General features: G+C 61.9%; 18 protein-coding genes. 6 read left to right on the top strand and 12 right to left on the bottom strand.

Going from position 1 to position 18,561, the window contains the following annotated elements; translation table 11 throughout:
• The first annotated feature begins 131 nt into the window (after positions 1–131).
• The 3 genes from FX984_RS21615 to FX984_RS21605 all read left to right on the top strand — a co-directional run bounded on the left by FX984_RS21615 (position 132) and on the right by FX984_RS21605 (position 2,435).
• Positions 132–1,628 carry a M10 family metallopeptidase C-terminal domain-containing protein gene (locus FX984_RS21615; RefSeq protein WP_146478079.1) on the top strand — a complete coding sequence of 499 codons (1,497 nt, stop codon included), beginning with the start codon at positions 132–134 and terminating at the stop codon, positions 1,626–1,628.
• Positions 1,629–1,830: 202 nt separating this feature from the next.
• Positions 1,831–2,019 (top strand): type II toxin-antitoxin system HicA family toxin, encoded by a 189-nt coding sequence (locus FX984_RS21610; protein ID WP_027607034.1) that lies wholly within the window; start codon positions 1,831–1,833, stop codon positions 2,017–2,019.
• 11 nt (positions 2,020–2,030) lie between these two features.
• Positions 2,031–2,435: a type II toxin-antitoxin system HicB family antitoxin gene (locus FX984_RS21605; protein WP_027607035.1), complete on the top strand. Its 405-nt coding sequence runs from the start codon at positions 2,031–2,033 to the stop codon at positions 2,433–2,435.
• Here the strand turns inward: FX984_RS21605 and FX984_RS21600 are convergent.
• Entirely contained in the window at positions 2,432–3,628 is a 1,197-nt protein-coding gene (locus FX984_RS21600; protein ID WP_081744462.1) for an MFS transporter, read from the bottom strand. The two genes, FX984_RS21605 and FX984_RS21600, sit on opposite strands and share 4 nt — an antisense overlap.
• 141 nt (positions 3,629–3,769) lie before the next feature.
• On the opposite strand from FX984_RS21600, the gene FX984_RS21595 reads away from it, so the two are divergent.
• Entirely contained in the window at positions 3,770–4,384 is a 615-nt protein-coding gene (locus FX984_RS21595; protein WP_027607037.1) for a DUF5666 domain-containing protein, read from the top strand.
• Between the two features lie 56 nt (positions 4,385–4,440).
• Here the strand turns inward: FX984_RS21595 and FX984_RS21590 are convergent, their stop codons facing one another.
• The 8 genes from FX984_RS21590 to gcl form a co-directional block, all read right to left on the bottom strand.
• Complete coding sequence (locus FX984_RS21590; RefSeq protein ID WP_027607038.1) at positions 4,441–5,445, bottom strand: sulfate ABC transporter substrate-binding protein; 1,005 nt, start codon at positions 5,443–5,445, stop codon at positions 4,441–4,443.
• A 96-nt stretch (positions 5,446–5,541) separates the two neighbouring features.
• Complete coding sequence (locus FX984_RS21585; RefSeq protein ID WP_027607039.1) at positions 5,542–6,366, bottom strand: ion transporter; 825 nt, start codon at positions 6,364–6,366, stop codon at positions 5,542–5,544.
• 31 nt (positions 6,367–6,397) lie between these two features.
• Positions 6,398–7,273, bottom strand: coding sequence for an urea transporter (locus tag FX984_RS21580; protein WP_146478077.1), 876 nt, complete (start codon positions 7,271–7,273; stop codon positions 6,398–6,400).
• A gap of 68 nt (positions 7,274–7,341) precedes the next feature.
• The gene (gene pyk / locus FX984_RS21575) at positions 7,342–8,757 is read right to left on the bottom strand and encodes a pyruvate kinase (RefSeq protein WP_027607041.1); all 1,416 of its coding nucleotides are present in this window, start codon (positions 8,755–8,757) and stop codon (positions 7,342–7,344) included.
• Positions 8,747–10,027, bottom strand: a complete 1,281-nt coding sequence (locus FX984_RS21570) for a glycerate kinase type-2 family protein (protein ID WP_146478075.1) — start codon at positions 10,025–10,027, stop codon at positions 8,747–8,749. Before FX984_RS21570 ends, pyk begins: the two co-directional genes overlap by 11 nt.
• 54 nt (positions 10,028–10,081) lie before the next feature.
• Entirely contained in the window at positions 10,082–10,972 is an 891-nt protein-coding gene (locus FX984_RS21565; RefSeq protein WP_092358523.1) for a 2-hydroxy-3-oxopropionate reductase, read from the bottom strand.
• A 190-nt stretch (positions 10,973–11,162) separates the two neighbouring features.
• Positions 11,163–11,945 (bottom strand): hydroxypyruvate isomerase, encoded by a 783-nt coding sequence (hyi, locus tag FX984_RS21560; RefSeq protein ID WP_146478073.1) that lies wholly within the window; start codon positions 11,943–11,945, stop codon positions 11,163–11,165.
• Between the two features lie 10 nt (positions 11,946–11,955).
• Positions 11,956–13,731 (bottom strand): glyoxylate carboligase, encoded by a 1,776-nt coding sequence (gcl, locus tag FX984_RS21555; RefSeq protein ID WP_146478072.1) that lies wholly within the window; start codon positions 13,729–13,731, stop codon positions 11,956–11,958.
• Positions 13,732–13,987: 256 nt separating this feature from the next.
• Between gcl and FX984_RS21550 the strand changes: the two genes are divergently transcribed.
• Positions 13,988–14,428, top strand: a complete 441-nt coding sequence (locus tag FX984_RS21550; RefSeq protein WP_027607046.1) for a GlcG/HbpS family heme-binding protein — start codon at positions 13,988–13,990, stop codon at positions 14,426–14,428.
• Positions 14,429–14,546: 118 nt separating this feature from the next.
• Here FX984_RS21550 and FX984_RS21545 read toward each other — a convergent pair whose 3' ends face one another.
• Complete coding sequence (locus tag FX984_RS21545; protein WP_027607047.1) at positions 14,547–15,152, bottom strand: TetR/AcrR family transcriptional regulator; 606 nt, start codon at positions 15,150–15,152, stop codon at positions 14,547–14,549.
• Between the two features lie 291 nt (positions 15,153–15,443).
• On the opposite strand from FX984_RS21545, the gene FX984_RS21540 reads away from it, so the two are divergent.
• On the top strand, positions 15,444–16,358 hold the full coding sequence (locus FX984_RS21540; protein WP_098480053.1) for a DUF808 domain-containing protein: 915 nt from the start codon (positions 15,444–15,446) through the stop codon (positions 16,356–16,358).
• Between the two features lie 54 nt (positions 16,359–16,412).
• On the opposite strand, the gene FX984_RS21535 is transcribed toward FX984_RS21540, so the two are convergent.
• Positions 16,413–17,201, bottom strand: coding sequence for an MlaA family lipoprotein (locus FX984_RS21535; RefSeq protein ID WP_027607049.1), 789 nt, complete (start codon positions 17,199–17,201; stop codon positions 16,413–16,415).
• Positions 17,194–18,492 (bottom strand): serine/threonine protein kinase, encoded by a 1,299-nt coding sequence (locus tag FX984_RS21530; RefSeq protein WP_027607050.1) that lies wholly within the window; start codon positions 18,490–18,492, stop codon positions 17,194–17,196. The genes FX984_RS21535 and FX984_RS21530 overlap by 8 nt, the downstream gene beginning before the upstream one ends.
• Between the last annotated feature and the right edge of the window lie 69 nt (positions 18,493–18,561).

The raw sequence follows: 18,561 nt of genomic DNA, 5'->3' as shown, positions 1-18,561 counted from the left end.
TGTTGCGCCGCCTTAAGGTGTTTCAGTACGAACTAAATCAGCGCTGTCCTGAGCGTTTTCTGCATGGGAGTTTATTGCGTCGATTCTGATTGACTCGACTCATCAACTTACTATAAGGAGCGCACTGTCCCATGATTTGCTCTGAACGTTCTCGGCTCAACTTCTCACTTGAAAACCTGCCGCCTTCCGATCCTGGCCCCTATGGTGTGGGCGCCGGTCGCAAACCAACCTTCACGACGGAACAGGCCGGAAAGTACATCACCCGCGACAACCTGCACTTCCACGACCGTAATGGCGACAAGCGGATCGATCTCTCCTATACGGTGGACCCGACGTTCAGCGCCGCGCAGCAGCGCCGAGTGCGCCAGGCGGTGCAATATTGGGAGGACGTGGCCAACATCAGTTTCAAGGAGCGGGCAGCCGGCGCCGACGGCACGGTTCACATCAAAAACAACCCGCACGGTGACCGTGGCGTCGCCAGCTCACCCTCGCGCGGCATTACCACCACCACGGCCACGGTCGGCACACTGCGAGAAAGTAGTTCGCCGGCGCAGGGCAGTCACTTTTCAGTCACTACCGTGCATGAAATCGGCCACGCCATCGGCCTGCAGCATCCGGGTGACTACAATGGCGGCGGCGCTGATTACAACAATGGTGCCAGGTATGCCGGCGATACCAAGGCACGCAGTGTGATGAGCTACTGGTCGGAGACGAACCAGGCCGGCCATGATTTTCGGTATTCGAATCCCTCTGCCCCGATGATGGATGACATCGCAGCCGCTCAGCGGCTCTATGGGGCCAATCACAAAACCCGCAACACCGACACCACCTACGGCTTCAATTCCAATACCGGCCGCGACGCCATGACCCTCACCAGTGCGAGGGATAAAGCTATCTTTTGCATATGGGATGGGGGCGGTAACGACACCCTGGATTGTTCCGGGTTTTCCCAGAACCAGAACATCAATTTGAAAGCCGAGTCGTTTTCTGATGTGGGCGGCTTGAAGGGCAATGTTTCCATCGCCAAGGGCTGCGTGGTTGAAAACGCCATCGGTGGGGCCGGACGTGATGTCTTGACGGGGAATGACGCGGACAATCGGCTCAAGGGCGGCTTGGGTGCAGACAGGCTGCGGGGCGGCGGCGGGGCGGATATTTTTGACTACGACAAGGCCAGCCACTCCACACCGCAGCAGCCTGACCTGATCGAGGACTTTACCAGCGGGACGGACAAGATTGACGTCTCGGGTGCATTGAAAGAGGCGCGCGTCGGTGCCCTGACGTTCACTGATCGATTCTCTGGTCGCGCCGGCGAGGCATTGCTCAGGCACGACGCGGCCACCGGGCGTTCAAGCCTGGAGATAGATCTGAAGGGGAGCGGCAGCGCCGACCTGGTGGTCAAGAGCATTGGCCAGATCAAACCCGGCGATGTGCAGTGGCAGGGGCAAAAGCCGGAGGTTAAACCCGCACCGAAGGTTGTCCCCACACCGGCCCCTGCGCCGCCGCCGGCGCCCCCGCTGGATAGCAGCGCGGACCCGCTTGCAGCGTTACGCGAGGTAATGATCAAGGCGTTCTCAGCCTTGTTGCAGTGGATACAAAACATCGTCCAGCCGTCGGATGCCCGCAGATAACACTGCCATGACGAGGCGCTGACAGGCTCAGGCCTTGATCAGCGCCTGCCATGGTCGGCAAACGCCGGCGCCCTGGCCCTTGCCATGCACAGACAAGCCTGTGGGGAATACCCATGGCATGTCATTCGGTTGGCGGTTTTCAACGCTTGAGTAAAGATAACTCTAGGGTTGCTTTTATTTAGGCCGAGCCAAGGAGGCTGGTGTGCAAGGCAGGCTATTGATCAAGGCGCTGCAAGAGGCGGGTTGGGTGCTGGATCGGGTCACGGGCAGTCATCCTATTTTTACCCACCGCTATAACCCGTACACGATCCCGGTGCCGCATCCGAAGAAGGATCTGCCGCTGGGCACCATCAGAAGCATCAGGAAACGTGCCGGGCTGTTTCAGTTTTAAGGAGAGCATTCATGCAATACCCAATCTGTATCGAATGGGGCGATGACTTCACCGCCACCGGTATCCAGATCCCCGATATTCCAGGCGCAGTCACCGCCGGGGACAGTTTCGAAGAGGCCTACAACGCCGCGGTGGAAGTCGCGCACATCCTGCTGCAGGAGATCGCCGCCGAGGGCGGGGTGATTCCGATGCCAAGGTCGGTGGGCACTCATCACACCCATGAAGACTATGCCGGGATGGGCTGGGGCATGCTGGAACTGGACATCTCGCCGTATCTGGGCAAGACCGAGAAGGTCAATGTGACCTTGCCCGGCTATGTCATCCAGCGAATTGACCGGTATGTGCGCGAGCACAAGGTCAAAAGCCGCTCGTCATTTCTGGCGGATGCGGCTTTGGAGAAGTTGGTGCGTTCCTAGGCGGTGGCGACAGCCGTTTGCCGCGACGCACTGAGGAACCGCAACAACGCCACCAGCGGGAACGCGCTGCCCACCAGCATCACACCCAGCCAGCCGCCGTGTTCGTACACGCTGCTGGCAATCGCCGAGCCGAAGGCACCACCGATGAAGATGCTGGTCATGTACAACGCGTTCAAGCGGCTGCGGCTGTTGGCGTCGAGTGCATAGATGGCGCGTTGGCCGAGGACCATGTTCATCTGCACGCAGAAGTCCAGGACCACGCCGGTCACCGCCAGGCCGATGACGCTGTACAGCGGGTGCACGAAGGCCGGCAGGAAGCTCAATACCGCAAAGACCATGGCCAGCAGCGATGCGCGGTGGGTGTGACCGGCATCGGCCAGGCGTCCGGCGATGGGGGCGGCAATGGCGCCGATAGCACCGACCAGGGCGAAGATCGCGATCTGGGTCTGGCTCAGGCCGTGGTTGCGCACCAGCTCCAGCGGGGCGGCGGTCCAGAACAGGCTGAACGTGGCGAACATGCAACCTTGGTAAAACGCGCGTTGACGCAGCAGCGGTTGTTCTCGCAACAGGGTGCCCAGGGAGCGCAGCAATTGGCCATAGCTGGCGCTGTGGTCCGGCTGGCGCTTGGGGATGGTCAGCATCAGCACCACGCTGATAAATACCATCAACGCGGCGGCGGCCATGAACATCGCGCGCCAGCCAAAATGGTCAGCCACGACGCTGGACACTGGCCGCGCCAGCAGGATGCCCAACAGCAGCCCACCCATGATGCTGCCGACCACCCGACCCCGAGACTCGGCGGGCGCCAGGTGTGCGGCCAGGGGGATCAGGATCTGTACCGACACCGAACTGAAGCCGATCAGCAACGACACCAGCAGGAACAGGTTCGGTTGTTCGGTAAAGGCCGCACCCAGCAGGCTGGCAATCGCCACCAGGGTCGTGATGATCATCAGCTTGCGGTTTTCCAGCAGGTCGCCCAGGGGGACCAGGAAGAACAGGCCGAGGGCATAGCCGATCTGCGTCAGGGACACAATCAGGCTGGCCATCGCCGGGGTGAGGCCGATGTCCGGTGCGATCAGTTCGATGATCGGCTGGGCGTAGTAGATGTTGGCGACGATGGCGCCGCAGCAAAACGCAAACAGCATCACCATTGCGCGGGTCATGGTGCTCGTAGCATGGGGGGTAGCATTCATGGTGTTCTCATAAAAGCGAAGGTAGATGGCGAGCGAGAGTAAAGACAAGGCTCAACGGCGAGTAGGCCGTTTGTGGTGATATCACTTATGCCGGGTGATGATACATTCAGAAACAACTGCCGAAACAGGAAATCCAGCGCCATGAAAATCACGCTCAACAAGATACTCCTGGCTTCAAGCCTCGCTGTTGCGATGGCCCTCGGCCTGGCCAATGCCGCCGATGCACCGCGCGTAGGCGTACGCGGGGCAATCACCGCGATGGACGGTGATGCGATGCAGGTCAAGGTCAACAGCGGTGAAGACGTCACCGTGCACCTGACCAAGGATACCCAGGTGCGCGCCGTTACCCTGGCCAGGATCGACGAAATAAAACCCGGCAGCTACATCGGCTCGGCCGCCATGCCCAACGCCGACGGCACCCTGACGGCGCTGGAAGTGCATGTGTTCCCACCGGCCATGGCCGGCACGGGGGACGGGCATCGGGCGTTTGACCTGAAGGAAGGCAGCAGCATGACCAACGGCACCGTCGGCGACCTGGTGGTCAGCAAAGGGCGGACGTTGACCGTGAAATACAAAGGCGGCGAACAGAAGATCGTGGTGCCGGAGGATGTGCCGATCGTCAACCTGGAACCGGGGGACCGCAGCTTGCTCAAGCCGGGGGTGAAGGTGGTGTTGTTTGCCGCGCAGGGGGCGGATGGGAAAATCACTGCCCAAGCCATTTCAGCCGGCAAGGATGGCGTGACACCGCCGATGTAACTGCAAAACCCGGATCTAAATGTGGGAGGGTTCAAGCCCCCTCCCACATTTGTCAGTTACTGACCGGAGTAGATCTGGTCGAAAACCCCACCATCATTGAAGTGGGTTTTCTGCACGGTGCGCCAGTCACCAAAGGTCTTCTCCACCGACAGGAAGTCGACTTTCGGGAAGCGGTCGGTGTACTTGGCCAGCACCTTCGGGTCACGCGGGCGCAGGTAGTTGTTGGCAGCGATTTCCTGGCCTTGCGGCGACCACAGGTACTTCAGGTAGTCTTCAGCCGCCACGCGGGTGCCTTTCTTCTCGACCACTTTATCCACCACCGACACCGGCGGCTCGGCTTCGGCGGAGACGCTTGGGTAGATCACTTCGAACTGATCGCGACCGAATTCACGGGCGATCATTTCCGCTTCGTTCTCGAAGGTCACCAGCACGTCGCCGATCTGGTTGGTCATGAACGTGGTGGTGGCGGCGCGGCCACCGGTGTCCAGCACGGGCGCCTGTTTGAACAGCTTGCCGACAAAGGCCTTGGCCTTGTCTTCGTCGCCGCCGTTCTTGAGCACATAACCCCAGGCCGACAGGTAGGTGTAGCGGCCGTTACCCGAGGTTTTCGGGTTGGGCACGATCACCTGCACGCCATCCTTGAGCAGGTCCGGCCAGTCTTTCAGGGCTTTCGGGTTGCCCTTGCGCACGATGAACACGGTGGCCGAGGTAAACGGCGCGCTGTTGTTCGGCAGGCGGGTGACCCAGTTGTCCGGCACCAGTTTGCCGTTGTCGACCAGGGCGTTGATGTCGGTGGCCATGTTCATGGTAATCACGTCAGCCGGCAGGCCGTCGATCACCGAGCGCGCTTGTTTGCTGGAACCGCCGAAGGACATCTGCAGGGTCAGCTTGTCGTTCGGGTGCTCGGCTTCCCAGTGCTTCTGGAAGGCGGCGTTGTAGTCCTTGTAGAAATCGCGCATCACGTCGTAGGAGACGTTGAGCAGGGTGACCGGTGCGGCCTGGACGGCGCCCGCGAGGGCAAGGCCGGCGGCCAGGAGAGAGGCGCTTACGAGTTTTTTCACTGCTCATTCCTTGTTGTTCGGGAGAAGAGGGGAGGCACATTGCCAGCGACTATAGCCGGGGGCACTTAGTCGCTTAAAGATTAAAAAGAACTTTGCTTATTCCACTTTCTTAAAAAGAGCGCTGCCACAGCGCGAACAGAACGCCGCGTTGGGCTCATGGCTGTTTTTCCTGCACACCGGGCAGTCGTGCTGCAGTTGCTCACCACGCATGGCACTGGCCAGTTCGGCCGTAAAAATACCCGTGGGCACGGCGATGATCGAGTAACCGGTGATCATCACCAGCGACGAAATCACCTGGCCCAACGGCGTCTTGGGCACGATATCGCCAAAGCCCACAGTGGTCAGCGTCACGATCGCCCAATAGATGCCTTTGGGGATACTGGTGAAGCCGTGCTCCGGCCCTTCGATCACATACATCAAGGTGCCGAACACCGTGACCAGGGTGCATACGCTCACCAGGAACACCACGATCTTCTGCTTGCTGCCGCGCAGCGCCGCCATCAGGTAGTTGGCCTGCTTGAGGTACGGGCTGAGCTTGAGCACGCGGAAAATCCGCAGCATGCGGATGATGCGGATGATCAGCAGGTATTGCGCGTCGCTGTAGTACAGCGCAAGGATGCCGGGCACGATGGCGAGCAGATCCACCAGCCCGTAAAAGCTGAAGGCGTAGCGCAACGGCTTGGGCGAACAGTACAGGCGCAACCCGTACTCGATCAGGAAGATCAGGGTGAAGCCCCATTCAATGTAGGCCAGCACATCGGCGTAGTTCTGGTGGACCTGGTCGATGCTGTCGAGCATCACGATCACCAGGCTGGCGAGGATGATCAACAGCAGGATGCCGTCAAAGCGCCGCCCGGCGACGGTGTCGCTCTGAAAAACCATGATGTAGAGCCGCTGACGCCAGTCGTTGTTGCTGTCCATAAAGCCCGCCTGAATCGAATATCGAGCAAGCCTAGGGGGATTCGAAGGGGCTGTCCATGCGGGGTTTCCTGAGTATTCGGGCGCCGGCGCGTACCAGCCAGCAGGCGAGGATAAACGGCGCGGTGAGTGCGGGCAGGTGCACGGCGGCAAAGCCCGGTGTGAGAAGGATCGCCAGCAGGATGCCGAGCAGCGGCAGCCAGGGTTGGCGCCGTGCCTGGCTCAGCGCCAGGGCCGCGAGAGCGGGGTTGTAGCTGTGCAGGCCGAGGAGGGCGGCGCTGGTGTCGTCCAGCAGCCATCCGATCAGTACGCCGCTGCTGGCGCCGATCACGGCCCAGACCGCGGCACGCCGGTTCGCCAGCCACAGGCCGAGGGCAATCAGCACGCCCGCCAGCGGCTGGTCCAGCAGCATGATTTGCGCGAGGCCGGTGAACGGCGCGCCGAGCACCGCCAGGGTATCGGGCTCGCCCAGGGCCAAGGCACTGTGTGGGACGCTGCCCAGCAGCAGCCAGCCCAGGCCGACAAAGGGCGCGGTGTAGGCGGGCAGGTCATGCGGCCGGCTGGCGTGTTTCAGCCACTGCCGCGTGAGGATCGCGCTCAGGCCGCCGCACGCCAGGATCAGCGGCGGCAACAACGCCGACCAGGCGAAATGCTGGCTGATCAACAGGCCCAGCAATACGCCGTTGTAGCTATAGATACCCGCCTGGCGCTCGGCCTTGGGATAGCCGCGCCGCTGGGCCGTGAGCAACCCGGCGACACCCCCCAGCAGCGCCCCGCCAAGCAAGGCAGGGGCGCTGACCAGGATCGCCAACAGGCACAGCAGGCCGCACAGCGGATGGCGTTGCAGGAAGATCTGGCTGAAGCCGTTGAGCAGGGCTTCGGCCCAGTCGGGGCAGGTTGGGTTGTGCATGTTTAGTGAGTCAGTGGGACCGAGTTGTCTCCATCGGGGGCTTGCCCCCGATGGGGCCTCTACAGGCGCTAGATCAGCGTCTCTATGCGCAAGGAGTTGGTCGACCCCAGCTGCCCGAACGGCACCCCGGCAGTAATCACCAAGGTATCCCCGCGCTGCGCCATGCCCTGGGCCTGGGCAATCTCCAGCGCGGTGGAACACACCTCATCCACCTGCCTCAGTCGATCATTGACCACCGAATGCACGCCCCACGCCACACTCAAGCGGCGTGCGGTGGACAGGTTCGGCGTGAGGTTGAGAATCGGCGCCACCGGCCGTTCCCGCGCCGCGCGCAGGCTGGAGCTGCCCGACTCGCTGTAGTTCACCAGCACCGCCACCGGCAGGATGCTGCTGATGCGCCGGATCGCGCAGCTGATGGCGTCCGACACCGTGGCATCGGCCTTGGGCCGGCTGACGTCGAGTTGGGTCTGGTAGTCCGGGCCGTTTTCCACCTGGCGGATGATCTTGCTCATCATCTGCACGGCTTCCAGCGGGTACTCGCCCGACGCGGTTTCCGCCGACAGCATCACCGCATCCGCGCCTTCGGCCACTGCATTGGCGACATCCGTCACTTCCGCGCGGGTTGGCGCCGGCGAAAAGCGCATGGACTCCAGCATCTGCGTCGCCACTACCACCGGTTTGCCCAACTGGCGGCAGGTGCGGATGATGTCTTTCTGGATTTGCGGCACGCTCTCCGCCGGCACTTCCACGCCCAGGTCGCCCCGGGCCACCATGATCGCGTCGCTCAGCTCGGCGATTTCCCGCAGGCGTTGTACGGCTGAGGGCTTCTCGATCTTGGCCATCAGGAAGGCCTTGTCGCCGATCAGCTCGCGAGCCTCGCGGATGTCTTCCGGGCGCTGCACAAACGACAGCGCCACCCAGTCCACACCCAGCTCCAGGCCGAAGCTCAGGTCGCGACGGTCCTTGGCGGTGAGCGGGCTGAGTTCCAGCAAGGCTTGTGGGACGTTGACGCCTTTACGGTCGGACAACTCGCCGCCATTCAGTACGGTGGTGTCGATGGCATCGGCGTGCCGGGTGATCACGCGCAGGCGCAGCTTGCCGTCGTCGAGCAACAGGTCCATGCCCGGTTCCAGGGCGGCGATGATTTCCGGGTGGGGCAGGTTGACCCGGCGCTGGTCACCCGGCGTCGGGTCCAGGTCCAGGCGCAGGGCCTGGCCACGCACCAGTTGCACCTTGCCCTCGGCAAACGTGCCGACGCGCAGCTTCGGCCCTTGCAGGTCCATGAGGATGCCCAGCGGGTAGTTGAGCTGGCGCTCCACCTGGCGAATCCAGTGGTAGCGCCGGGCGTGATCGGCATGCTCACCGTGGCTGAAGTTGAGGCGGAAGATATTCACCCCGGCTTGCACCAGCTCGCGGATGTCGTCGATACCGTCGGTGGCCGGGCCCAGGGTGGCGAGGATCTTGACCTTCTTGTCAGGCGTCATGGCGGGCAGTCTCAAGGATCAGGATGGCGCGCACGTCATTGACATTGGTGCGGGTCGGCTCGGTAACGATCAAGCCGTCGAGGGCGGCGAAGTAGCCATAACCGTTGTTGTTGTCCAGCTCGTCGCTGGCCGACAGGCCCAGGGCTTCGGCGCGCGCATAGCTGCATGGGGTCATGATTGCGCCGGCGTTGTCTTCCGAGCCGTCGATGCCGTCGGTGTCGCCGGCCAGGGCGTACACGCCCGGCAGGCCTTTGAGGCTGTCGGTCAGGCTCAACAGGAATTCGGCGTTGCGCCCGCCACGGCCATTGCCGCGCACGGTGACGGTGGTTTCCCCACCGGAGAGGATCACGCACGGCGCCGCCAACGGCTGGCCGTGCTGCACGATTTGCCGCGCGATGCCGGCGTGCACTTTGGCCACGTCCCGTGCTTCGCCTTCCAGGTCGCCGAGGATCAGCGCGCTGAAACCGGCCTGGCGGACTTTCACCGCGACCGCTTCCAGTGATTGTTGTGGGCGTGCGATCAACTGGAAGTGGCTGCGGGCGAGTACCGGGTCGCCGGGCTTGACGGTTTCCGAGGCCGGGTTCTGCAACCAGCTGCGCACGGACGCCGGGGCATCGATACCGTAGCGCTTGAGGATTGCCAGAGCCTGTTGCGAAGTGCTCGGGTCGCCGACCGTGGGGCCGGAGGCGATGACCGTGGCCTGGTCGCCCGGCACATCGGAAATCGCGTAGGTGTAGACCGTGGCCGGCCAGGCCGCCTTTGCCAGCCGACCGCCCTTGATCGCCGAGAGGTGCTTGCGTACGCAATTCATCTCGCCAATGGTGGCGCCGGATTTGAGCAGGGCTTTGTTGATGGCCTGCTTGTCGGCCAGGCTGATGCCTTCGGCAGGCAGTGCCAGGAGTGCCGAGCCGCCGCCGGAGAGCAGGAAGATCACCCGGTCGTCTTCGCCCAGGTTGCTGATCAATTCCAGCACGCGCTTGGCCACCGCCAGGCCGGCGGCATCGGGCACCGGGTGGGCGGCTTCGACCACTTCGATTTTCTGGCAAGGGGCGCCGTGGCCGTAGCGGGTCACCACCAGGCCTGAGACGTCGCCTTGCCAGCAATTCTCGACGACCAGCGCCATGGCGGCCGCCGCCTTGCCGGCGCCGATCACGATCACGCGGCCGCTGCGGTCGGCGGGCAGGCAGGGTTCGAGGACGTGCCGGGGGTGGGCGGCATCGATGGCTGTGGCAAACAGCTCGCGAAGCAGGTGTTGCGGATCGACCGACATAAGCGGGCTCCCGGGTATTTTTGTTATTAGAGGTACAGCCCTTTCAAAGGGGGGTTACTTATCGCGAATCGAAAAGTTCGCCATATGCTCCAACCCCTTGATCAGCGCCGAGTGGTCCCAGTTACCGCCGCCAAGCGCCGCGCAGGTGCTGAACACCTGCTGGGTGCCGGCGGTGTTCGGCAGGTTGATCCCCAGTTCCCTGGCACCGGCCAGGGCCAGGTTCAGGTCCTTCTGGTGCAGGTTGATGCGGAAACCCGGATCGAAGGTGCCCTTGATCATGCGTTCGCCGTGCACTTCGAGGATCTTTGATGAGGCAAAGCCGCCCATCAGCGCTTCACGCACCTTGGCCGGGTCGGCGCCGTTCCTGGAGGCGAACAGCAGCGCTTCGGCCACCGCCTGGATATTCAGCGCGACGATGATCTGGTTGGCCACTTTGGCGGTCTGGCCATCGCCATTGCCGCCCACCAGGGTGATGTTCTTGCCCATGCTCTGGAACAGCGGCAGGGCACGTTCGAAGGTCTGTGGTTCGCCACCGACCATGATGCTCAAGGTACCGGCCTTGGCGCCGACTTCACCGCCGGACACCGGGGCGTCGAGGTACTGCGCGCCGTGCTCGTTGATCTTTGCCGCAAACGCCTTGGTGGCTGTGGGAGAGATCGAACTCATGTCGATCACCACCTTGTTCGGCGACAGGCCCGCCGCCACACCGTCGGCGCGGAACAGCACGTCGTCGACCTGCGGGGTGTCGGGGACCATGACGATAATGAACTCGGCTTCCTGGGCCACTTGCTGCGGGGTGGCCAGGGCCACTGCGCCGGCGCTGATCAGCTCGGCCGGCGCCTTGCCGTGGTGTTCGGAAAGCAACAGTTGATGACCGGCTTTCTGCAGGTTTGCGGCCATGGGTTGGCCCATGATGCCGGTGCCGATAAATCCGATTTTAGCCATGATGAAATCCTCTTTTTATGCTCTGTGGGCGCTGGGCTTGCGGTGGTGAGCGGGCTTGCTGTGGTGAGGGGGCTTGTTGTGGTGAGCGGGCTTGTCCCGCGCTGGCTGCGTAGCAGCCCCATGGGGGGCAGTGGTAAAGCCCCCCATCACCACAGCAAACCCCCTCCCACAAGGTTTTGTGTGGTGTCGGTTAGATGGCGTTGTGGGCTTTAAGCCAGCCCAAACCCGCTTCGGTGGTGGTCAGCGGCTTGTATTCACAGCCGACCCAGCCCGCGTACCCGATGCGGTCCAGATGTTCGAACAGGAAGCGGTAGTTGATCTCCCCGGTTCCCGGCTCATTGCGCCCAGGGTTGTCCGCCAGCTGGATGTGGTTGATCTCCTCCAGGTGCGCGGCCATGGTCCGGGCCAGATCGCCTTCCATGATTTGCATGTGGTAGATGTCGTACTGCAGGAACAGGTTGTCACTGCCCACCTGTTCGCGAATCGACAGGGCCTGGGCGGTGTTGTTGAGGTAGAAGCCCGGAATGTCGCGGGTGTTGATCATTTCCATGACCAGCTTGATGCCTACTGCTTGCAGCTTGTCGGCGGCGTACTTGAGGTTGGCGACAAAGGTCTTTTCCACGGTTTCATCATCCACACCCTGGGGCCGAATCCCCGCCAGGCAGTTGATCTGGGTATTGCCCAGCACCTGGGCGTAGGCGATGGCCAGGGTGACCCCGGCGCGGAACTCCTCGACCCGGTCCGGGTGGCACGCCAGGCCGCGTTCGCCCTCGGCCCAGTCACCGGCGGGCAGGTTGAACAGCACCTGGGTCAGGCCATGGGTGTCGAGCTGGGCCTTGATGTCAGCCGAGCTGAATTCATAGGGGAACAGGTACTCGACACCTTGGAACCCGGCCTCGGCAGCGGCCTTGAAGCGCGCGAGAAAGTCCTGTTCGGTAAACAGCATGGACAGGTTGGCGGCAAAGCGTGGCATAGGGTTCTCCTTAATCGAGCAGGGAAATGGCGGTCGGCGCATCGTTGCCGACCAGGGCCAGGTCTTCGAATTCGTTGATGGCGTTGATCTCGGTGCCCATGGAAATATTGGTCACGCGCTCCAGAATGATCTCGACGATCACCGGCACCTTGAACTCTTCGATCATTTCCTCGGCGCGGCGCAATGCCGGCTGGATTTGCCCCGGCTCGAATACGCGCAGGGCCTTGCAACCCAGGCCTTCGGCAACTGCGACGTGGTCGACGCCATAACCGTTCAGCTCCGGTGCGTTGAGGTTGTCGAAAGACAATTGCACGCAGTAGTCCATTTCAAACCCGCGCTGGGCCTGGCGGATCAGCCCCAGGTAAGAGTTGTTCACCACCACGTGGATGTACGGCAGCTTGAACTGCGCGCCCACGGCCAGCTCTTCGATCATGAACTGGAAGTCATAGTCGCCGGACAGCGCCACCACCTTGCGGCCCGGGTCGGCCTTGACCACGCCCAGCGCCGCCGGAATGGTCCAGCCCAACGGGCCGGCCTGGCCGCAGTTGATCCAGTGGCGGGGCTTGTACACATGCAGGAACTGCGCGCCGGCAATCTGCGACAGGCCGATGGTGCTGACGTAGCAGGTGTCTTTGCCGAACACCTGGTTCATCTCTTCGTACACCCGTTGCGGCTTGACCGGCACGTTGTCGAAGTGGGTCTTGCGCTGCAGGGTCGACTTGCGCTGCTGGCAGTCATGCAGCCAGGCACTGCGGTCCTTGAGCTTGCCGGCGGCTTTCCACTCACGGGCCACTTCAATGAACATCGTCAGCGCGGAGCCGGCGTCGGACACGATGCCCAGGTCCGGGGTGAATACGCGACCAATCTGCGTCGGTTCGATGTCGACGTGAATGAATTTACGCCCTTCGGTGTAGACCTCGACCGAACCGGTGTGGCGGTTGGCCCAACGGTTGCCGATACCCAGCACCACGTCTGACTTGAGCAGCGTTGCGTTGCCGTAGCGGTGGGAGGTTTGCAGGCCGACCATACCGACCATCTGCGGGTGATCGTCGGGAATGGTGCCCCAGCCCATCAGCGTCGGGATCACCGGGATGCCGGTCAGTTCGGCGAACTCCACCAGCAGCTCGCTGGCGTCGGCGTTGATCACACCACCGCCGCTCACCAGCAACGGGCGTTCCGCCTGATCCAGCAGGGCCAGGGCCTTTTCGACCTGGATACGCGTGGCCAGTGGCTTGGCCAGTGGCAGCGGCTGGTAGGCGTCGATGTCGAATTCGATCTCGGCCATCTGCACGTCGAACGGCAGGTCGATCAGCACCGGGCCAGGGCGGCCGGAGCGCATTTCATAGAAGGCTTTCTGGAACGCGTACGGCACTTGGCCCGGCTCGAGGACGGTGGTTGCCCACTTGGTCACCGGCTTGACGATGCTGGTGATGTCCACGGCCTGGAAGTCTTCCTTGTGCATGCGGGCCCGTGGTGCCTGGCCGGTGATGCACAGGATCGGGATCGAGTCGGCCGAGGCGCTGTAGAGGCCGGTGACCATGTCGGTGCCCGCCGGGCCCGAGGTGCCGATGCATACGCCGATATTGCCGGCCTTGGTGCGGGTGTAACCCTCGGCCATGTGCGAGGCGCCTTCAACGTGGCGAGCAAGGACGTGATCGATGCCACCCACCTTCTGCAAGGCTGAGTACAGCGGGTTGATCGCAGCGCCTGGGATACCGAAGGCGGTGTCCACGCCCTCGCGGCGCATGACGAGGACGGCGGCTTCGATTGCTCTCATTTTGCTCATGATTTTGGTGCCTCTTGCGTTTTGTAATTGTATACAAGTGGTGTCTGGCCAAAGTGTATTCACGGCGGACGGCGCAGGTCAATCCATTTTATTGATTGGCCTTTGCGTTGGTCGGAACGGCTTTTTTCGACGTATGGAGCCTTTGTTTGAAAATATTGTATACAAAAATGAATTTCATTGTGTTCTATTTGTTTGGTCGAGCATCTGATCAAACAGACCTCCACCGCTTTCCCAATAACAAAAGAAGGACGGCACCATGAGCGCTTTAACCTTGAAGATTGCCACCCAACTGGCCAGCCAGGCCCTCAGCGCAGGGCGCACGATCTCAGCCGCACCGCTGACCGTTGCGGTGCTCGACAGCGGTGGCCACTTGATCACCGTGCAGCGCGAAGACGGCGCCAGCCTGCTGCGCCCGCACATCGCCATCGGCAAGGCCTGGGGCGCGATTGCGCTGGGCAAGGGCTCGCGCTTGCTGGCGCTGGACGCACAGCAACGGCCGGCGTTTATCGCGGCGTTGAACAGCCTGGGGCAAGGCAGCGTGGTGCCGGCGCCGGGTGGGGTGTTGATTCGGGATCAGGCGGGGGCGGTACTGGGGGCGATCGGGATCAGCGGGGATACGTCGGATATTGATGAGCAGTGTGCGATCACGGCGATCGAAGGGCTGGGGTTGAGGGCGGATGCGGGGGTATCAGCTTGAGTGGTGTGTGACTGTAAGGGCCTCACCGGGAGCAAGCCCCTCCCACAGTCTTGAGCGTATTCACGGTTCAATAGGTGGGAGGGGGCTTGCCCCCGATTGGCACAGGCACCTCGGTGCATCAGTCCGGCGCGCAGCCTTTGAGCACCAACCGAATAATCGTCTGCGCCGCCGCTTCATAATCGGCCTCATCCAGCTTGGCCTTGCCGGTCACCGCGGAAATCTGCCAGTCGAAATCCGCATAGGTCTGCGTCGCCGCCCAGATGCTGAACATCAGGTGATGAGGGTCGATAGCCGCGATCACCCCGCGATCCACCCAACTCTGGATGCAGTCGATATTGTGCTTGGCCTGGGCATTGAGTTGTTGGACCTGCTCGGCACTCAGGTGCGGTGCGCCATGCATGATTTCGCTGGCGAACACCTTGGAGGCGAAGGGCAGGTCGCGGGAGATGCGGATTTTCGAGCGGATGTAGTTGCTCAGCACCGCTGAAGGCTCGCCCTCGGGGTTGAACGGCGTGGACGCCGCCAGGATCGGCTCGATAATGCTTTCGAGCACCTCGCGGTAGAGGTTGTCCTTGGACTTGAAGTAGTAATAGACGTTGGGCTTGGGCAGCCCGGCCTTGGCGGCGATGTCGCTGGTTTTGGTCGCGGCGAAGCCCTTGTCGGCAAACTCCTCGCTCGCCGCCCGCAGGATCTTTTCTTTGTTGCGCTCGCGAATGGTGCTCATAAAGTGCTCAGTCTCACAGATACTGTTTCTGTTTGACGGCGTCTGTTGCCGCCATTCTGCGTCGCCGCTCCTCCCCATAGCGAGCTATGAGTCGTCGCGGCTCCTTGCCTGACGACAACAGCCACTCGCCAAAAGAGAAACGTATCTATGAAACTGAGCACGGGGAGTTTCCTTGCCAGGACAGGCGGTTGCGCATGGTAGCACCGGCTATCCGCGGGCCTCAACAATGTGCCCGCAAAGCCCTGCGCCGCGTTATGCTCCGCCCATCCCTCTCTTAAGGAAGCCCGATTCATGGCAGGAAGCAGCTTGTTGGTGTTGATTGATGATATCGCCGCGGTACTCGATGACGTTGCCTTGATGACAAAAGTGGCCGCGAAGAAGACCTCCGGCGTGCTGGGTGACGACCTGGCGCTTAACGCCCAGCAGGTTTCCGGTGTGCGCGCCGAGCGGGAAATTCCCGTGGTGTGGGCGGTGGCCAAGGGGTCATTCGTCAATAAGCTGATCCTGGTGCCGACGGCGCTGTTGATCAGCGCCTTTGCACCCTGGGCGGTGACGCCCTTGTTGATGCTCGGCGGTGCGTACCTGTGTTTCGAAGGCTTCGAAAAACTCGCGCATAAATTTCTGCACAGCCAGGCTGAAGACCAGGCCGAACACACCCAATTGGTCGAAGCCGTGGCCGACCCGGCGACCGATCTGGTGGCTTTCGAAAAGGACAAGATCAAAGGCGCTATCCGCACCGACTTCATCCTCTCGGCGGAAATCATCGCGATCACCCTCGGTATCGTGGCTGATGCGCAGCTGATGCAGCAGGTGATCGTGTTGTCGGGCATCGCCATCGTCATGACCATCGGCGTCTACGGGCTTGTGGCTGGCATCGTCAAGCTGGATGACCTGGGCCTGTGGCTTACCCAGAAGCCTGGCCAGATGGCTCGCCGTATCGGTGGCGGCATCCTGCGGGCGGCACCGTACATGATGAAGAGCCTGTCGGTGATCGGCACGGCGGCGATGTTCATGGTCGGCGGTGGCATCCTTACCCATGGCGTGCCGGTGGTGCATCACTGGATCGAGGGTGTGAGCCAGAGCACAGGTGGATTGGCGTGGTTGATGCCGACGTTACTGAATGCGGTGGCGGGGATTGTTGCCGGGGCGGTGGTATTGGCAGTGGTCAGTGTGGTGGGCAAGAGCTGGAAAGCGCTCAGGGCATAAATCGCCGACACAAAAAAGGCCATTCAATCGAATGGCCTTTTTTACGGGCGTTATTTACTCGGCAATCTGCAACTTGCGCGATTCCGTGTAGATATACCGCACCTTCTCATACTCGAACGGCGAGTTCATCTGACCGTAGCGGAAGCTGGTCTGGTAGCGCTTGTCCACCGCGCGCAGGGCCCAGATTTCCGGGTGGTTGGAGCTGACTTCGGAGACGTTGAGGAAGTTGATCTGGGACTCGGCGGTGTAGTCCACCAGCAGGCCGCCGGTGTCGCGCAGGTTCGACGGGCCGAAGATCGGCAGCACCAGGTAGGCACCGCCGGGCACGCCGTAGAAGCCCAGGGTCTGGCCGAAGTCTTCGCTCTGGCGCGGCAGGCCCATGGCGGTCGCCGGGTCCCACAGGCCGGCGATGCCGACGGTGGTGTTGAGCAGCAGGCGCCCGGTGGTTTCCAGGGAACGGTGGCCCTTGAGTTGCAGCAGGCTGTTCAACAGGTTGGGCACGTCGCCCAGGTTGTTGAAGAAGTTGCTCACGCCGGTGCGCAGGAAGCTTGGCGTGACGTAGCGGTAACCGTCGACCACCGGCAGGAACACCCATTGGTCAAAGCGGTAGTTGAAGTGGTACACGCGGCGGTTCCACGATTCGAGCGGGTCATACACGTTGAGGGCGTTGACCGACGAGCGTTCGAATTCGCGTTGGTCCAGACCCGGGTTGAACTTGAGTTTGCTCAACGGCTCCTTGAATCCGTCGGAGTCCATCACCACAGGCGCGTGAGCCTTGCTGTTGTCGGCATTGGCAACGCCTGCGCACATCAGGGCGGCAAGCAGCAGAAGATATTTAGCCACGGAAGAACTCCAGCATGGCGTCGGCGTTGACGCGGTAATTGAGGTTGCCGCAGTGGCCGCCCAGGGGGTAGACGGTCAAGCGATCGCCGAAGGTCTTGCGCAGGAAACCAAGGTCGCCCGGGCCGAGGATCACGTCATCGGCGTTGTGCATGACGGCGATTTTCGGGCTGGCGTGCAGGTAGTCCTTGAGGGCGTACAGGCTGACCTGGTCAACCAGTTGCAACAGGCTGCCGCCGTCGGAGCGGGCGCGCCACATTGGGATCACCTGTTCGGTGAGGTAGCAATCGAAGTCGCATTGCAGTGCGCGCTTGAGGAACGGCGTGAGGCTGGTGCCTTCGCTGATCGGGTACTTCGGCGGGATGATCAGGCCACGGCGGTTGATCAGGTCCGAAGTAAAGGCGATGTCGGCCGCCGAGAAGCGGAACGAGGTGCCGATCAGCATGGCCATCTGTTCGTTGGTCAGGTGCTGCTTGGATTGCTGGAAGTCGTAGAGCAGGGCGTCGTTGAGGTCGATGTAGCCCTTTTGCTGGAAGTAACGGGTCAGCTTGTTCAACACCAGTTCATAGAAGGTGGTGGTGTTGTTGATGCCCTTGACCTCGGTCTGTACCAGCTTGTCGAGGTTGGTGATCGAGGTGTAGAGGTTGACCGGCGGGTTGAGCAGCAGCACTTTCTTGAAGTTGAAGCTGCGGCGGGTCTCGTCGAGCTTGCTGACAAATGCCGCATCCAGCGCGCCGAGGCTGTAGCCGGTGAGGTAGAAGTCGGTCACCGGCAGCGAAGCGTTCTGGGCGCGCACGGCCTGCATCACGCGGTACATGTCTTCGGCATCTTCCTGGCTGATGCCGGGAGTGGCGAAGCGCGACGCAGAGGCGATGAAGTCGAAGCTGGTGGGCGACGACAGTTGCACCACGTGGTAGCCGGCCTGGTAATACAGTTTTTTCAGGTATTCGTTGATGCTGCTGTCAAACCGCGCACCGGTGCCTGCGATCAGGAAGATCAGCGGCGCGGCCCGGTCCTGCTTGGCGATGCGGTACGTGAGTTTCTTCACTGCCCAGAAGTTGTCCGGCAGGCTGAACTCGCGCTCGGGGCGCATGTTCAGGGTGTAGTCGGACTGGTTGATCTCGTCATCGGTCGGCAATGTCGGCCGAAGGTCAGGCGGTGTGGTGGCGATGGTCGCTTCGAATGGGTTGGTCAAAGGGTAGCCATAGCTGGCTTGGTCGATATCGACGGCCAGTGCTGACGCACTCAAAAAAAGGCTGCCCAGTAAGGCAGCACAGCGCAAGGAACGGAGCATGACTTAATCCCTAAGAGGAAACGTGCTTAATGAAGTTCGCAGGCTATGACCACCGCGTTGCCACCGAAG

The organism is Pseudomonas marginalis (assembly GCF_008692035.1).
Lineage (GTDB): Bacteria > Pseudomonadota > Gammaproteobacteria > Pseudomonadales > Pseudomonadaceae > Aquipseudomonas > Aquipseudomonas marginalis.
This window is presented reverse-complemented; position numbering and strand designations above follow the sequence as displayed.

Excerpts from the sequence above, each read along its gene's own strand:
- FX984_RS21615 (WP_146478079.1), top strand. The coding sequence starts at position 132 with ATGATTTGCTCTGAACGTTCTCGGCTCAACTTCTCACTTGAAAACCTG.
- FX984_RS21605 (WP_027607035.1), top strand. The coding sequence starts at position 2,031 with ATGCAATACCCAATCTGTATCGAATGGGGCGATGACTTCACCGCCACC.
- FX984_RS21600 (WP_081744462.1), bottom strand. The coding sequence starts at position 3,628 with ATGAATGCTACCCCCCATGCTACGAGCACCATGACCCGCGCAATGGTG.
- FX984_RS21595 (WP_027607037.1), top strand. The coding sequence starts at position 3,770 with ATGAAAATCACGCTCAACAAGATACTCCTGGCTTCAAGCCTCGCTGTT.
- FX984_RS21585 (WP_027607039.1), bottom strand. The coding sequence starts at position 6,366 with ATGGACAGCAACAACGACTGGCGTCAGCGGCTCTACATCATGGTTTTT.
- FX984_RS21580 (WP_146478077.1), bottom strand. The coding sequence starts at position 7,273 with ATGCACAACCCAACCTGCCCCGACTGGGCCGAAGCCCTGCTCAACGGC.
- pyk (WP_027607041.1), bottom strand. The coding sequence starts at position 8,757 with ATGACGCCTGACAAGAAGGTCAAGATCCTCGCCACCCTGGGCCCGGCC.
- FX984_RS21570 (WP_146478075.1), bottom strand. The coding sequence starts at position 10,027 with ATGTCGGTCGATCCGCAACACCTGCTTCGCGAGCTGTTTGCCACAGCC.
- FX984_RS21565 (WP_092358523.1), bottom strand. The coding sequence starts at position 10,972 with ATGGCTAAAATCGGATTTATCGGCACCGGCATCATGGGCCAACCCATG.
- hyi (WP_146478073.1), bottom strand. The coding sequence starts at position 11,945 with ATGCCACGCTTTGCCGCCAACCTGTCCATGCTGTTTACCGAACAGGAC.
- gcl (WP_146478072.1), bottom strand. The coding sequence starts at position 13,731 with ATGAGCAAAATGAGAGCAATCGAAGCCGCCGTCCTCGTCATGCGCCGC.
- FX984_RS21550 (WP_027607046.1), top strand. The coding sequence starts at position 13,988 with ATGAGCGCTTTAACCTTGAAGATTGCCACCCAACTGGCCAGCCAGGCC.
- FX984_RS21545 (WP_027607047.1), bottom strand. The coding sequence starts at position 15,152 with ATGAGCACCATTCGCGAGCGCAACAAAGAAAAGATCCTGCGGGCGGCG.
- FX984_RS21540 (WP_098480053.1), top strand. The coding sequence starts at position 15,444 with ATGGCAGGAAGCAGCTTGTTGGTGTTGATTGATGATATCGCCGCGGTA.
- FX984_RS21530 (WP_027607050.1), bottom strand. The coding sequence starts at position 18,492 with ATGCTCCGTTCCTTGCGCTGTGCTGCCTTACTGGGCAGCCTTTTTTTG.